Source organism: Roseitranquillus sediminis (assembly GCF_016918935.1).
In the GTDB taxonomy this organism is placed as follows: domain Bacteria; phylum Pseudomonadota; class Alphaproteobacteria; order Rhodobacterales; family Rhodobacteraceae; genus Roseitranquillus; species Roseitranquillus sediminis.
Genome location: NZ_JAFFOB010000007.1, coordinates 212,289 through 225,495, shown reverse-complemented (window position 1 = coordinate 225,495; position 13,207 = coordinate 212,289). Strand labels below are relative to the sequence as shown.

The 13,207-nt window shown below is 67.1% G+C and carries 12 protein-coding genes; 9 read left to right on the top strand and 3 right to left on the bottom strand.

Annotated features, from left to right (window positions below):
* Positions 1-7: 7 nt before the first annotated feature.
* Positions 8-748, top strand: a complete 741-nt coding sequence (gene ubiG, locus JM664_RS04480; protein ID WP_227418706.1) for a bifunctional 2-polyprenyl-6-hydroxyphenol methylase/3-demethylubiquinol 3-O-methyltransferase UbiG — start codon at positions 8-10, stop codon at positions 746-748.
* Between the two features lie 9 nt (positions 749-757).
* On the opposite strand, the gene grxC is transcribed toward ubiG, so the two are convergent.
* Positions 758-1,015, bottom strand: a complete 258-nt coding sequence (gene grxC / locus JM664_RS04475) for a glutaredoxin 3 (RefSeq protein ID WP_227418705.1) — start codon at positions 1,013-1,015, stop codon at positions 758-760.
* A gap of 29 nt (positions 1,016-1,044) precedes the next feature.
* A complete protein-coding gene (locus JM664_RS04470; RefSeq protein ID WP_227418704.1) occupies positions 1,045-1,782 on the bottom strand; it encodes a ComF family protein in 738 nt (245 codons plus the stop codon).
* Positions 1,783-1,805: 23 nt separating this feature from the next.
* Between JM664_RS04470 and JM664_RS04465 the strand changes: the two genes are divergently transcribed.
* From JM664_RS04465 to JM664_RS04430, 8 genes are all read left to right on the top strand, one after another.
* On the top strand, positions 1,806-2,648 hold the full coding sequence (locus JM664_RS04465) for a methyltransferase domain-containing protein (protein WP_227418703.1): 843 nt from the start codon (positions 1,806-1,808) through the stop codon (positions 2,646-2,648).
* Positions 2,649-2,705: 57 nt separating this feature from the next.
* The gene (gene hemH / locus JM664_RS04460) at positions 2,706-3,794 is read left to right on the top strand and encodes a ferrochelatase (protein WP_227418702.1); all 1,089 of its coding nucleotides are present in this window, start codon (positions 2,706-2,708) and stop codon (positions 3,792-3,794) included.
* A gap of 799 nt (positions 3,795-4,593) precedes the next feature.
* On the top strand, positions 4,594-6,183 hold the full coding sequence (locus tag JM664_RS04455; protein WP_227418701.1) for an ABC transporter substrate-binding protein: 1,590 nt from the start codon (positions 4,594-4,596) through the stop codon (positions 6,181-6,183).
* A gap of 52 nt (positions 6,184-6,235) precedes the next feature.
* Complete coding sequence (locus tag JM664_RS04450) at positions 6,236-6,679, top strand: M24 family metallopeptidase (RefSeq protein ID WP_227418700.1); 444 nt, start codon at positions 6,236-6,238, stop codon at positions 6,677-6,679.
* Entirely contained in the window at positions 6,679-7,686 is a 1,008-nt protein-coding gene (locus tag JM664_RS04445; protein ID WP_227418699.1) for an ABC transporter permease subunit, read from the top strand. Before JM664_RS04450 ends, JM664_RS04445 begins: the two co-directional genes overlap by 1 nt.
* Positions 7,686-8,594 carry an ABC transporter permease subunit gene (locus JM664_RS04440; protein ID WP_227418698.1) on the top strand — a complete coding sequence of 303 codons (909 nt, stop codon included), beginning with the start codon at positions 7,686-7,688 and terminating at the stop codon, positions 8,592-8,594. Before JM664_RS04445 ends, JM664_RS04440 begins: the two co-directional genes overlap by 1 nt.
* A gap of 2 nt (positions 8,595-8,596) precedes the next feature.
* Complete coding sequence (locus JM664_RS04435; RefSeq protein WP_227418697.1) at positions 8,597-9,577, top strand: ABC transporter ATP-binding protein; 981 nt, start codon at positions 8,597-8,599, stop codon at positions 9,575-9,577.
* Positions 9,574-10,530, top strand: coding sequence for an ABC transporter ATP-binding protein (locus tag JM664_RS04430; protein WP_227418696.1), 957 nt, complete (start codon positions 9,574-9,576; stop codon positions 10,528-10,530). The genes JM664_RS04435 and JM664_RS04430 overlap by 4 nt, the downstream gene beginning before the upstream one ends.
* Before the next feature lie 37 nt (positions 10,531-10,567).
* On the opposite strand, the gene topA is transcribed toward JM664_RS04430, so the two are convergent.
* Entirely contained in the window at positions 10,568-13,153 is a 2,586-nt protein-coding gene (topA, locus tag JM664_RS04425; protein ID WP_227418695.1) for a type I DNA topoisomerase, read from the bottom strand.
* Between the last annotated feature and the right edge of the window lie 54 nt (positions 13,154-13,207).

Below are 13,207 nucleotides of genomic sequence, written 5' to 3'. Positions count from 1 at the left end.
TGACAGTATGACCGGCAGCACGATCGACGCGGGCGAGATCGAGAAGTTCCAGGCCATGGCGGACGAGTGGTGGGATCCCGCCGGCAAGTTCAAGCCGCTGCACATGCTGAACCCCTGTCGGCTCGACTACATCACGTCGCAGGTCGCCGCCGAGTTCAGCCGCGACCTCTCCACTGCGCGCCCGTTCGAAGGGCTGCGCTTGCTCGACATCGGATGCGGTGGCGGCCTGCTGTCCGAGCCCATGGCCCGTCTCGGCGCGAGCGTCGTGGGCGCCGATGCCGCCGCGCGCAACATCCCCGTCGCGCAGGTCCACGCCGAGGCGCAAGGTCTCGATATCGACTACCGCCACACCACCGCCGAGGACCTGGCGGCGGCCGGCGAGACGTTCGACGTGGTCCTGAATATGGAGGTGGTCGAGCATGTGGCCGATCCGCTGACCTACCTCACGGCCTGCCGCGACCTCCTGCGGCCCGGCGGCCTGATGGTCTGCTCGACCATCAACCGCACCCCGCGCAGCTACGCCATGGCAATCGTCGGCGCGGAATTCGTCATGCGCTGGCTGCCCAAGGGCACGCACGAGTGGCGCAAGTTCATCACGCCGGATGAGCTCTACGACCTGTTGCGCCGCGCGGGCCTCGATCCGGTCGACCGCACCGGCTTCCTCTTCAATCCGGCGACCTGGAGCTGGCGCCTCTCGCGCCGCGATCTTGGCGTGAACTACGTGACGACCAGCCTTCGACCAGCCTGACACCCGGCCTCAGCTCGCGAGCAGAGCGTCGAGCTTGCCGGACCTTTCCATCGAATAGAGGTCGTCGCAGCCGCCGACATGCGTCGCGCCGATGAAGATCTGCGGCACCGTGTGTCGGCCGTTCGCGCGGCGCATCATCTCCTGCCGGCGCTCCGGATCGCCCATGACGTTGTGCTCCGAGAAGCTCACGCCTTTCTCGGAGAGCAGCCTCTTCGCCGCATGACAGAATCCGCAGAGCGGCGACGTGTAGATCTCGACTGACTGCATCGTTTTCCTCTCGACCCTCTCCGGATTATCTAGGCGTCGCGCGCCGCTCTCGCCAGCACCACGACCGACACGCTCGCGGCGGACGCCTGCCGAAGTGCCTCGGTGCAGGCCGTCAGCGTCGCGCCAGAGGTCATGACGTCGTCCACCAGCAGGACGTCGCGTCCGGCGAGCGCCCGCGCCCGGCGCGGATTGACCTCGATCGCGCCCGAGACGTTGGCGAAACGCTCCTCTCGCGACTTGTGGTCCTGCGAGCCGGTGGAGCGGGCGCGGACCAGCGCATCGGGGTGCCAGTCGAGCCCGCACCTGCGCGCCAAACCACGGCCGAGCAACGCTGCCTGATTGTAGCGGCGGCGAATGAGTCGCCAGCGGTGTACCGGCACCGGCACGACGATCGTTTCCGGCCGGAGAAGCGGCTGGGCCGCCCGCGCCATCCACTCGGAAGCGGGACCGACGAGGTCAAGCCGGTCGCCATGCTTCAGCCCGAGCACCAGCCTGCGCGCCACGTCGCGATAGATGGTAGCAGCTCGTCCATGGTCCCACGCCGGCGGGTGGGCGAGACATTCGTCGCAGTGAACCGTATCGCCGCATTCGCCCGGCAGAGGCACACCGCAGCCGTCGCAGACGAGTCCGGTCACGAAGGGGGTCTGACGCCAGCAGGCGCCGCAGAGCATGCCGCCCCCCTCGACGATCTCGCGGCACGCCGCGCACTGGTGTGGCAGGATCAGGTCGACGGCGCGCCTCAGCAAGGCGCCGCTTTGCAATCCCATCGCCATCTCCTACCTCAGCCTCCATGCAGAAGCCGCCCGACCTCGTGGACCTCCCAGCCCTCGTGCGGAATCGCCGGCGGGCGCGTGCCGCTCCGGCGCTCTTCCTGCACGAGGCTGTCGCGGACGAGGCGCAGGAAAGGCTGAACGAGGTTAACAGGGCGTTTACGGATGTCGCCGTCGTCACGCCATGGCCGGAACTATGGCGCGCGCGGCTGCCTGCGGCGCACGTCGTGCCGCCGGACGAGACGCTGGCGCTGGAACAGGGTGCGCATGACCTCGTGATCCACGCGCTGGCGCTGCATTGGGCGAACGATCCCGTGGGTCAGCTGGTGCAGTCGCGGCGGGCGCTTCGTCCCGACGGCCTGCTGCTTGCGGCGCTCTTCGGCGGGCAGACCCTGACGGAACTGCGGGCATCCCTGGCCGAGGCGGAAGCGCGGCTCACCGGCGGTCTCTCGCCGCGCGTGCTGCCGATGGGCGAGATCCGGGACCTCGGCGCATTGTTGCAGCGGGCGGGGCTGGCGCTGCCGGTAGCCGACAGCGCCACGATAAACGTCAACTATCGCTCCGCCTGGCATCTGATGTGCGACCTTCGCGCGATGGGAGAGCAGAATGCGCTCGCGATGCGGCGTCGCCGGCCCACCCGGCGCGCCATCTTCGATGAGGCGAACCGGATCTACGCCTCAAGCTATTCGACCGGTCCCGGCCGCGTTCGAGCCACATTCGAGATCGTCTGGCTGACCGGCTGGGGTCCGTCCGAGGACCAGCCGCAGCCACTTCGGCCGGGCAGCGCGACGGCCCGTCTGGCCGACGCGCTGGGCACGAGCGAACACGGCGCCGGCGATTCGGTCGCGCCCGAGGGCGATTGACGGAGCCGCGGACGCGGTTATTTCCGGAGCATCATCCGAGAGGCGAGGAACTACGACATGCTGGACGCCAAGCCGGGCACACCTTCCATGGGCGACGTCGAAGGCGCGTCCCGTCCCGCTCATGCGCCCGCCGACCATCCCCGCGTCCCCAAAGAGCGCGTGGGCGTCCTGGTTGCCAACCTCGGCACACCGGACGGCTACGATTACTGGTCGATGCGGCGCTACCTGAACGAGTTCCTGTCCGACAGGCGCGTCATCGACTACCCGCGCTGGAAGTGGCAGCCGATCCTACAAGGCATCATCCTGACCAAGCGTCCGTTTTCCTCTGGCGCAGCCTACCGCTCGATCTGGAACGAAAGCCGCGGCGAGAGCCCCCTCGCGACGACCACCAAGGCGCAAACCGACAAAATCGCCCAGCGCATGAAGGAGCGCTATGGCGACTGCGTCGTCGTCGACTACTGCATGCGCTACGGCAATCCCTCGACCCGCTCCCGCGTGGCAGCGCTCGTCGAACAGGGGTGCCACCGCATCGTCTTCTTCCCGCTCTACCCGCAATACGCGGGTGCCACGACCGCGACAGCAAACGACCAGCTGTTCCGCGCTCTCATGGAGCTGAAGTGGCAGCCGGCGGTTCGCACCGTGCCGGCCTACTTCGAGGATCCCGCCTACATCGAGGCGCTGGCCCGTTCGGTCGAGCACACCTATGCCGCGACGGATCCGCGCCCCGACATACTGGTCTGCTCCTATCACGGCGTTCCCGTGCGCTATCTGATGGAGGGCGATCCCTATCATTGCCAGTGCCAGAAGACGACGCGCCTCCTCAAGGAGCGGCTCGGCTGGGCCGACACCGACATCGTCACCACCTTCCAGTCCCGTTTCGGCCCGGAAGAATGGCTGAAGCCATATACGGTCGAAGAAGTCGCGCGGCTGGCGCAAGCGGGCAAGAAGCGCATCGCGGTCATCGCGCCGGCCTTCTCGGCCGACTGCGTCGAGACGCTGGAGGAGATCCAGGAGGAGATCAGGGAAAGCTTCGAGCACGCCGGCGGCGAGTGCTTCACCTACATCCCTTGCCTCAACGACGACGACGCTCATATTGACGCGCTGGCCCGGGTGATCGAGGCAAACGTTGCCGGCTGGCTCGACTGAATGCGACAGTAGAAAGGGCGGAAACGTCAGGTACCTTTCCGTGCCTTAAGGTACGAGCCATTCTGTCGGCCAAGAGGCCGTGGAATTGCCTGCCGCCGGTTTCGTGGACACGAACATGAGTTTGTGTCCATGGAGCTTGGGACATCAGATGAAGGAACGGACGTTCGGCCGAGAGTTCCAGAGTCAGCCGGTGAAGCTGGTGAGGGAGCGTGGCGTCCTAGTTCCGGACCGACGTCTTTCGGCGACGGGCTGATCGAGACGCTGGGCCGCCTCGACAAAATCTGAGGATCACCCGCTGCATGTGCACTTGCGGCAGGAGGGCCGGACCGTATTGACGATGTTACGCAAGAATTCTTGGCGGCCGTCGTCGACACGTCGACACGTCGACACGTCGACATCGGGGCAAGCGCGTGGCGCTCTAATTCACGGGATGAAGCGCTGACAGGCAACTTTAGCGCGACCCTTCTCCCTTGAACTATCGCTACGGTCAGGTGTGCTCGAGGCAAGCTCGGTGAAGGCGAGGCCGCAGGAATGGGGCGCTATTCGCAGCGATGTTCCAATGGTCGCGCATCGCGCCCCCGAGGGCAGATCTCCTGCGGAGGTTGGTGAGGAAACGGCCAAGTGACCTGACGATATCTGGAGCCCGTGGCGATGGCATAGCGCCTACGCGGGTGTTAAGACGACCCGTGTCCATCGATACCGGGGTTCATACCCTCCCGGCCGCGTCCGAACTTGCATGGCGCCGCCGGGACGTTGCACCGCCCGGGTGTCGGACGACAGTTCGATAAGGGAGGCATGGATGAAGATCCGCCACATACTCGCGCCCGGCATCGCCCTGGCGCTTTTCGCCGGAACGGCGGGCGCGCAGACGCTCGTCTACTGCTCGGAAGGCTCGCCCGAGGGCTTCGACCCGGCGCTTTATACCGCCGGCACGACCTTCGACGCGTCGTCGCATACGGTCTACAACCAACTCGTCGAGTTCGTGACCGGTACGACGGAGGTCGTCCCCGGTCTTGCCGAGAGCTGGGAGGTGTCGGAGGACGGCACCAGCTACACCTTCACCCTGCGGCCCGGCGTCCAGTTCCACTCCAATGACCAGTTCACGCCGACGCGGGAGCTGAACGCCGACGACGTGATCTTCACGTTCGAGCGGCAGATGGACGCGGAGAACCCGTACCACGAGTACGCGGGCTCGTGGGAATACTTCAACTCGATGTCGATGCCCGACCTGATCGAGACGATCGAGAAGGTCGACGACATGACGGTGCGGTTCAACCTGAGCCGGCCGGAGGCGCCGTTCATCGCCAACCTCGCGATGGATTTCGCGTCGATCATGTCGAAGGAATACGCCGACGCGATGGTCGAGGCCGGCACCCCCGAGGCGCTGAACCAGCGTCCGATCGGGACCGGGCCGTTCCAGTTCGTCGATTACCAGACCGACGCGGTGATCCGCTACGCAGCCAACGAGAACTACTGGGAAGAGGGCCTGCCGAAGGTAGAGAACCTCGTCTTCGCGATCACGCCCGACGCCTCGGTCCGCTACCAGCGGCTGCAGGCGGGTGAGTGCCACGTGATGCCCTATCCGAACCCCGCCGATGTCGCTGCGATGCAGGAGAACCCGGACATCGAGGTTCTGGAGCAGGAAGGTCTCAACGTCGGCTATCTGGCCTACAACACTCAGATGGAGCCGTTCGACAACCCGCGGGTGCGCCAGGCGCTCAACATGGCGATCGACAAGCAGGCGATCATCGACGTCGTGTTCCAGGGCTCCGGGCAGATCGCCAAGAACCCGATTCCGCCGACGATGTGGTCCTACAACGAGGCGGTCGAGGACGATCCGTACGATCCCGAGCAGGCGCGCCAGATCCTCGAGGAGGAGGGCGTGACGGATCTCGCGATGAACATCTGGGCGATGCCGGTGCAGCGGCCCTACAACCCCAACGCGCGGCGGATGGCTGAACTGATCCAGGAGGACTTCTCCGAGATCGGCGTCGACGTCGACATCGTCTCCTACGAGTGGGGCGAGTACCTTGAGCGGTCGTCGGACGTGGATCGTGACGGTGCGGTGCTGCTGGGCTGGACCGGCGACAACGGCGATCCGGACAACTTCCTCGCCGTGCTGCTGAGCTGCGACGCGGTCGGCGGCGCGAACCGGGCGCAGTGGTGCCACGAGCCATTCGACGAGCTGGTGATGGAGGCGAAGACCCTGCCGACCCAGGAGGAGCGTGCGGCGCTCTACGAGGAGGCGCAGGTGGTCTTCAAGGAGCAGGCGCCGTGGGCGACGATCGCACACTCCGTCGTGTTCATGCCGGTGCGGCCCGAGGTCGAGGGCTACAAGGTCCACCCGCTCGGCGGCCACATCTTTGACGAGGTCAGCCTCTCGCAGTGACGCGAGGCCGGCCGGCGGGGCCAAGTCCCGCCGGCCAAAACGGAGGAAGCGGATGTCCGACCGCTATCCCGAGATTATTTCCGTGGCGCGGCAGCTGGGTGTCGACGCCGTGGCCCTGGTGCCGGGGCCGAACATCGCCCGCCTGACCGGCCACGACTTCATGTCGCACGAGCGGCCGCTTTTGCTTGTCGTCCCTGCCGAAGGGGCGCCCGCTGCCATCGTGCCGAACCTCGAGCTGGGCTCTTGGGCTGCAGTCGGTTTCGAGGGCGAGATCTTCGACTGGCGCGATCAGGACGGCTACGCCGGCGCCTTCGCCGCGCCCTGGATCATGCGCGGCAATCATCAGGAACTGGAGCCAGGCGTGGTCTTCACCGACGAACCCGGCCTGCACTGCGAAGGCGCATTCGGCATCAGGATAGAGGACGACGTCCTTGTGACGGAGGGTGGCTGCCGCTCACTTACCACCTTCGCGCGCGAACTGAGGGTCGTCGGCTGATGCTGCGCTACATCCTCGCACGCCTCATCACCTTCGTGCCGACCTTCGTCGGCGTGACGCTGATCTCGTTCGCCTTCATCCGCGTCCTGCCGGGCGACCCGATCATCGTCATGGCCGGCGAGCGTGGGATGACGCAGGAGCGCTACGACGAGCTCGTCCAGCGCTTCGGCTTCGACCAGCCGCTCTACCTGCAGTTCTGGGACTACCTGACCGGCGTGGTGCAGGGCGACCTCGGCCGTTCGTTCATCACCAACCGCCCGGTCTGGGACGAATTCTTCACGCTCTTTCCCGCGACGCTCGAGCTCTCGATCTGCGCGATCATCTTTGCCACGCTGATCGGCCTGCCGGCGGGCGTCATCGCCGCCGTCTACCGCGGCAAGTTCTTCGACCGGGCACTGATGTCCACGGCGCTGGTGGGCTACTCGATGCCGATCTTCTGGTGGGCGCTGCTGCTCATCATCGTGTTCTCGGGGAACCTCGGCTGGACACCGGTGTCGGGGCGGATGAGCCTCATGTACTTCTTCGATGACGTTACGGGATTTATGCTGATCGACTCGCTGCTCTCCGGTCAGGCCGGCGCGTTCACGTCGGCGGTGCAGCACCTGATCCTGCCCACGATCGTGCTGGGCACCATTCCCCTCGCGGTGATCGCGCGACAGACCCGCTCGGCCATGCTCGAGGTGCTGAGCGAGGACTACATCCGCACCGCGCGGGCCAAGGGCTTGCGCCCCGCGCGGGTCAACGGACTCCACGCGCTCAGGAACGCGATGATCCCGGTCGTCACCGTGATCGGCCTCTCAGTCGGCACGCTACTCGCTGGCGCAATCCTGACCGAGACGATCTTCTCCTGGCCCGGCATCGGCAAGTGGATGGTCGATTCGATCTTCCGCCGCGACTATCCGGTGGTGCAGGGCGGGCTCCTGCTGATCGCGCTCATGGTGATGATCGTGAACCTGACAGTGGATCTGCTCTACGGCCTCATCAACCCCAAGATCCGCAAGCGCTGATGGCCGACGCATCCTCACAGATCGCCCGCACCGTCCCGACGCGCCGCCCCGGCCGCCTGTCCGAGTTCTGGCGCTATTTCCGCGAGAACCGCGGCGCCGTCATGGGCCTCTATGTGTTCGCGGTCTTTGCCTTCGTCGCCGTCTTCGCCGACCTGATCGCGCCCTACGACCCGACGGCGCAATTCCGGCAGCACGTCCTGCAGCCGCCGTTCTGGCAGGCGGGGGGCAGCTGGCAGTTCCCGCTCGGCACCGATCCGCTGGGGCGCGACATGCTCTCGCGCCTGATCCACGGAGCGCGGTTCTCGTTCTTCGTCGGCATCGTGGTCGTGGTGGTCGCGGCGACGGGCGGCGTGATAATGGGCCTGCTGGCGGGCTTCGCACCCAAGTGGCTCGACACGCTGATCATGCGGCTGATGGACATCATCCTGGCCTTCCCGACGCTGCTGCTGGCGCTCGTGCTGGTGGCGATCCTCGGGCCGTCGCTGATCAACGCGATGATTGCGATCGCGCTGGTGCTGCAGCCGCACTACGTCCGGCTCACCCGCGCCTCGGTCATAAACGAGCGGACGAAGGACTACGTCACCTCGGCCAAGGTGGCGGGGGCCGGGTTGCCGCGGCTGATGTTCGTGACGGTGCTGCCGAACTGCCTGGCGCCGATCATCGTGCAGGCGGCGCTGAGCTTTTCGACCGCCATTCTCGACGCCGCGGCGCTGGGCTTTCTCGGCATGGGGGCGCAGCCGCCGACGCCGGAATGGGGCACCATGCTGGCCGAGGCGCGCGAGTTCATCCTCCGCGCCTGGTGGGTGGTCACGTTCCCGGGCCTCGCAATCCTGGTGACCGTGCTCGCGATCAACCTCATGGGCGACGGCCTGCGCGACGCCCTCGACCCCAAGCTGAAGCGGAGCTGACGATGGCGCTGCTGACGATCCGAAACCTTACGGTAGAGTTCGCGACCGCCTCCGGAGCGTTCCGGGCGGTGGACAGCGTCGACGTCGACATCGACCGCGGCGAGATCCTGGCGATCGTCGGCGAGTCCGGCTCGGGCAAGTCCGTCTCAATGCTGGCGACGATGGGCCTCCTGCCCTGGACCGCCACGATCACCGCCGAGCGGATGGAGTTCGACGGCACCGACCTGCGCAGCCTATCGGGCCCGGCGCGGCGTCGGCTGATCGGCAAGGACATTGCGATGATCTTCCAGGAGCCGATGTCGTCGCTGAACCCCTGCTTCACCGTCGGCTTCCAGATCCGCGAGGCGCTGAAGCAGCATCTCGACCTCGACAAGAAGGGCCGGCAGGCGCGCGCGGTCGAGCTCTTCGAGATGGTGGGCATCCCGGACCCCGAGCGGCGGCTCAAGGCGTTCCCGCACCAGCTCTCGGGCGGCATGAACCAGCGGGTGATGATCGCCATGGCGATCGCCTGCAAGCCGCGGCTGCTGATCGCGGACGAGCCGACCACGGCGCTCGACGTGACGATCCAGGCGCAGATCCTCGACCTGCTGACCGATCTCCAGAAGGAGACGGGGATGGCGCTGATCCTAATCACCCACGACATGGGCGTGGTGGCCGAGACGGCGGAGCGGGTGGCGGTGCAGTACGCCGGGCAGAAGGTCGAGGACCAGCCTGTCACCGACCTCTTCGCCCGGCCGCACCACCCTTATACAGCGGCGCTGCTCGCGGCCCTGCCGGAGCGCGCTACCGAGCGCCGGCTGCCCACCATCCCCGGCGTGGTGCCGGGGCAGCACGACAAGCCGGTCGGCTGCCTGTTCTCGCCGCGCTGCAAGTTCGCCGACGAGCGCTGCCGCCAGGTGCCGCCGCCGGTGCAGCCGCCGGCCATCGGCTTTGCCCGCTGCCACTATCCCCTGAACGTGCCCGCCGAGGTCGAGACCGCATGAACGCCCCCGTCGTCATCGCCGAGGATCTGGGCCGCGACTACGAGGTCGGCGGCGGCATGTTCTCCAGACCTCAGACGGTGCGCGCGGTCGCCGGCGCATCGTTCACGCTCGCCCCCGGCAAGACGCTCGCCATCGTGGGCGAATCCGGCTGCGGCAAGTCCACGCTCGCCCGCATGATCACGCTCATCGAAGAGCCGACGTCGGGGCGGCTGACGATCGACGGGATCGAGGCCACGCCGGACCGCTGGGCCGAGTTGCGCACCCACGTCCAGATCGTGTTCCAGGACCCCTACGGTTCGCTCAACCTGCGTCAGCGGGTCGGCGCGATCCTTGAGGAACCGCTCAAGATCAACCGACGCGACATGAGTGCCAAGGAGCGCCAAGAGAAGGCGCGCGAGATGATGCGCCTCGTCGGCCTGCGGGAGGAGCATTACGACCGCTACCCGCACATGTTCTCGGGCGGCCAGCGGCAGCGGATCGCCGTAGCGCGGGCGCTCATGCTCGAGCCGAAGCTCCTGGTGCTGGACGAGCCGGTCTCGGCGCTCGACCTTTCGATCCAGAGCCAGATCCTGAACCTGCTGATCGACCTGCAGGAGAGGCTGCAGCTCGCCTACCTCTTCATCTCGCACGACCTGTCGGTGGTGAAGCACATTGCCGACGACGTGGTGGTGATGTATCTCGGGCGGCCGGTCGAGGCGGGGCCGAAGGACGAGGTCTTTGCGGCGCCGCGGCACCCTTACACCAAGGCGCTGCTCTCAGCGACGCCAAGCGCAGACCCCGCGCTGCGCAAGCAGCGGATCAAGTTGCAGGGCGAACTGCCGTCGCCGCTGGCCGTGCCGCCGGGCTGCCCCTTCGCGCCACGCTGCTGGAAGACGCAGGAGAAATGCCGGGCGGAGCGTCCGTGGCTGGAGGGCGAGCCGCACCCGGCCGCCTGCTTCTTCCCGGAGAACTGAGGCTTCGGACTGACGGCCCGACGCGCGGCGACCGGGCCTAGCCGCTGCCTGACTTCCGCTTCGCCTCCGTGGCCTCTTTCTTCGCAGGCGTCTTCTTCGCAGGCGCTTTCTTGCTTTTGGCCGGTGGCGTCGCCTTCTTGCGGCCGCCCTTCTTCGCAGCCTTCTCCTCGACGAGGCGCACGGCCTCTTCCAGCGTCAGGTCCGCCGGCTCCACGTCTTTGGGCAGCGTCGCGTTGACCTTCTCCCACTTCACGTAGGGCCCGTAGCGACCGGCCAACACCGAAATTGCACCGCCCTTCTCTGGATGGTCGCCTAGCTCGCGCAGCGGTTTGGCAGCCGTCCGACCGCGGCCGGGCTTGCTGGCCAGGACCTCGACCGCGCGGTTCATACCGACGGTGAAGACCTCCTCCACTTCAGGCAGATTTGCATAGGTTCGTCCATGCTTGACGTAGGGGCCGTAGCGGCCGATGCCGGCCTCGACCGGCTCGCCGTCCTCGGGATGCGGGCCGATCTCGCGAGGGAGGGAGAGAAGCATCAACGCCTTCTCTAGGTCGATGTCCTCCACCGACCAGCCCTTGGGCAGGCTGGCGCGCGGCGGCTTCGGCTGCTCCTCCGTGGGCTCGCCGCGCTGGACGTAGGGACCGAAGCGGCCGGTGCGCAGGCTGATCGGGTCGCCCTGGTCGTGGCCGAGCAGCTTCCCGTCCGGGCCGATGGCGTCGTCCTCGCCGCCCGGCGCGGAAAGCGGCCTCGTGTAGCGGCACTCGGGGTAGTTCGAGCAGCCGATGAAGGCGCCGCCCGAGCGCGCCGTCTTGAGGTTGAGCCGACCCTGCCCGCAGTTCGGGCAGAGGCGCGGGTCGGTGCCGTCCTCGCGCGGGGGATAGAGGTGCGGAGCGAGGACCTCGTCAATCTTCTCCAGCACCTCCCCGATGCGGAGGTCGGACGTCTCGGCCAGCGCGGCGGAGAAGTCGCGCCAGAAGCGGTCGAGCACCTCCTTCCAGTCCCGGTCGCCTGCTGACACATCGTCAAGCTGGGACTCGAGGTCCGCCGTGAAGTCGTACTCGACGTAGCGCCGGAAGTAGTTGGCGAGGAACGCGGTAACCAGCCGCCCCTTGTCCTCGGGGATCAGCCGGTTCTTGTCCTTGCGGACATAGCCGCGGTCCTGGATCGTGGTGACGATCGAGGCATAGGTCGAGGGGCGGCCGATTCCTAGCTCCTCCATCTTCTTGACCAGCGTCGCCTCGGTATAACGCGGCGGCGGCTGGGTGAAATGCTGCTCCGGCGTGACCGACTGCTTCTTCGCCGCCTCACCCTGATGGATCTGCGGCAGACGCTTGTCTTCGTCGTCGGCCGGCTCGTCACGCCCCTCCTCGTACACCTTGAGGAAGCCGTCGAAGAGCACGACCTGACCCGTCGCGCGCAGCCCGACCTCGCCATCCGCGCTGCCGACCTCGACGGTCGTGCGCTCCAGCCGCGCGGCCTCCATCTGGCTCGCCAGCGTCCGCTTCCAGATCAGGTCGTAGAGCTTGCGCTGATCCGGCTCGGATACCCGCAGCTTGTCGGGCGCCAGCGCCATGTCCGTCGGCCGGATGCACTCGTGCGCCTCCTGCGCGTTCTTCGCCTTGTTCTTGTACATCCGCGGGCTCTTCGGGACGTAGTCCGCGCCGTAGCGGTCCTTGATCGCGTCGCGCGCCGCCATGACTGCCTCGGGCGCCATGTCGATGCCGTCGGTCCGCATGTAGGTGATGAGACCCGCCTCGTAGAGCCGCTGGGCCGCCGACATCGTCGCCCGGGCGCCGAAGCCGAACTTGCGCGACGCCTCCTGCTGGAGCGTCGAGGTCATGAAGGGCGGCGCCGGGTTCCGGCTGGCAGGCTTCGCCTCGACCGACTGCACGATCAGATCGCGTGAGGTGACAGCCTGCACCGCCAGTTCGGCCGCGGTGCCGTCACCGATGTCGTAGCGGTCGAGCTTCTTGCCGGCGAGGGTGACGAGGCGCGCCTCGTAGGTCTGGCCGCGCGGCGTCTCGAGAAGCGCGGTCACCGACCAATACTCGCGCGGCCGGAACGCCTCGATCTCCATCTCGCGCTCGACGATCAGGCGCAGGCAGACCGACTGCACCCGGCCCGCCGACTTGGCGCCGGGCAGCTTGCGCCAGAGCACGGGCGAGAGCTTGAAGCCCACGAGGTAGTCGAGCGCGCGGCGGGCGAGGTAGGCCTCGACCAGCTCCATGTCGACGCCGCGCGGGTTCTTCATCGCCTCGGTCACGGCGGCCTTGGTGATGGCGTTGAAGACCACGCGGCTGACCGGCGTGTCCTTCTTGAGTGCCCGGCGCTTGGTCAGCGCCTCCTGCAGGTGCCACGAGATCGCCTCGCCCTCGCGATCGGGGTCGGTGGCGAGGATCAGGGCGGGGTCCTTTTTTAGCGCCTCTGCGATCGCGCGCACGTGTTTCTGGCTGTCCGACGCCACCTCCCACAGCATCTCGAACTGCTGGTTTGGATCGACGGAGCCATCCTTGGGCGGCAGGTCGCGCACATGCCCGTAGGACGCCAGCACGGTGTAGTCGTCGCCAAGATACTTGTTGATTGTCTTGGCCTTGGCAGGCGACTCGACGACGACGACGGGCATGGGAGTCCTTCCGAATTGGCGCCGGGGGCGACGGCGGCGCAAGATGTGGGCTAC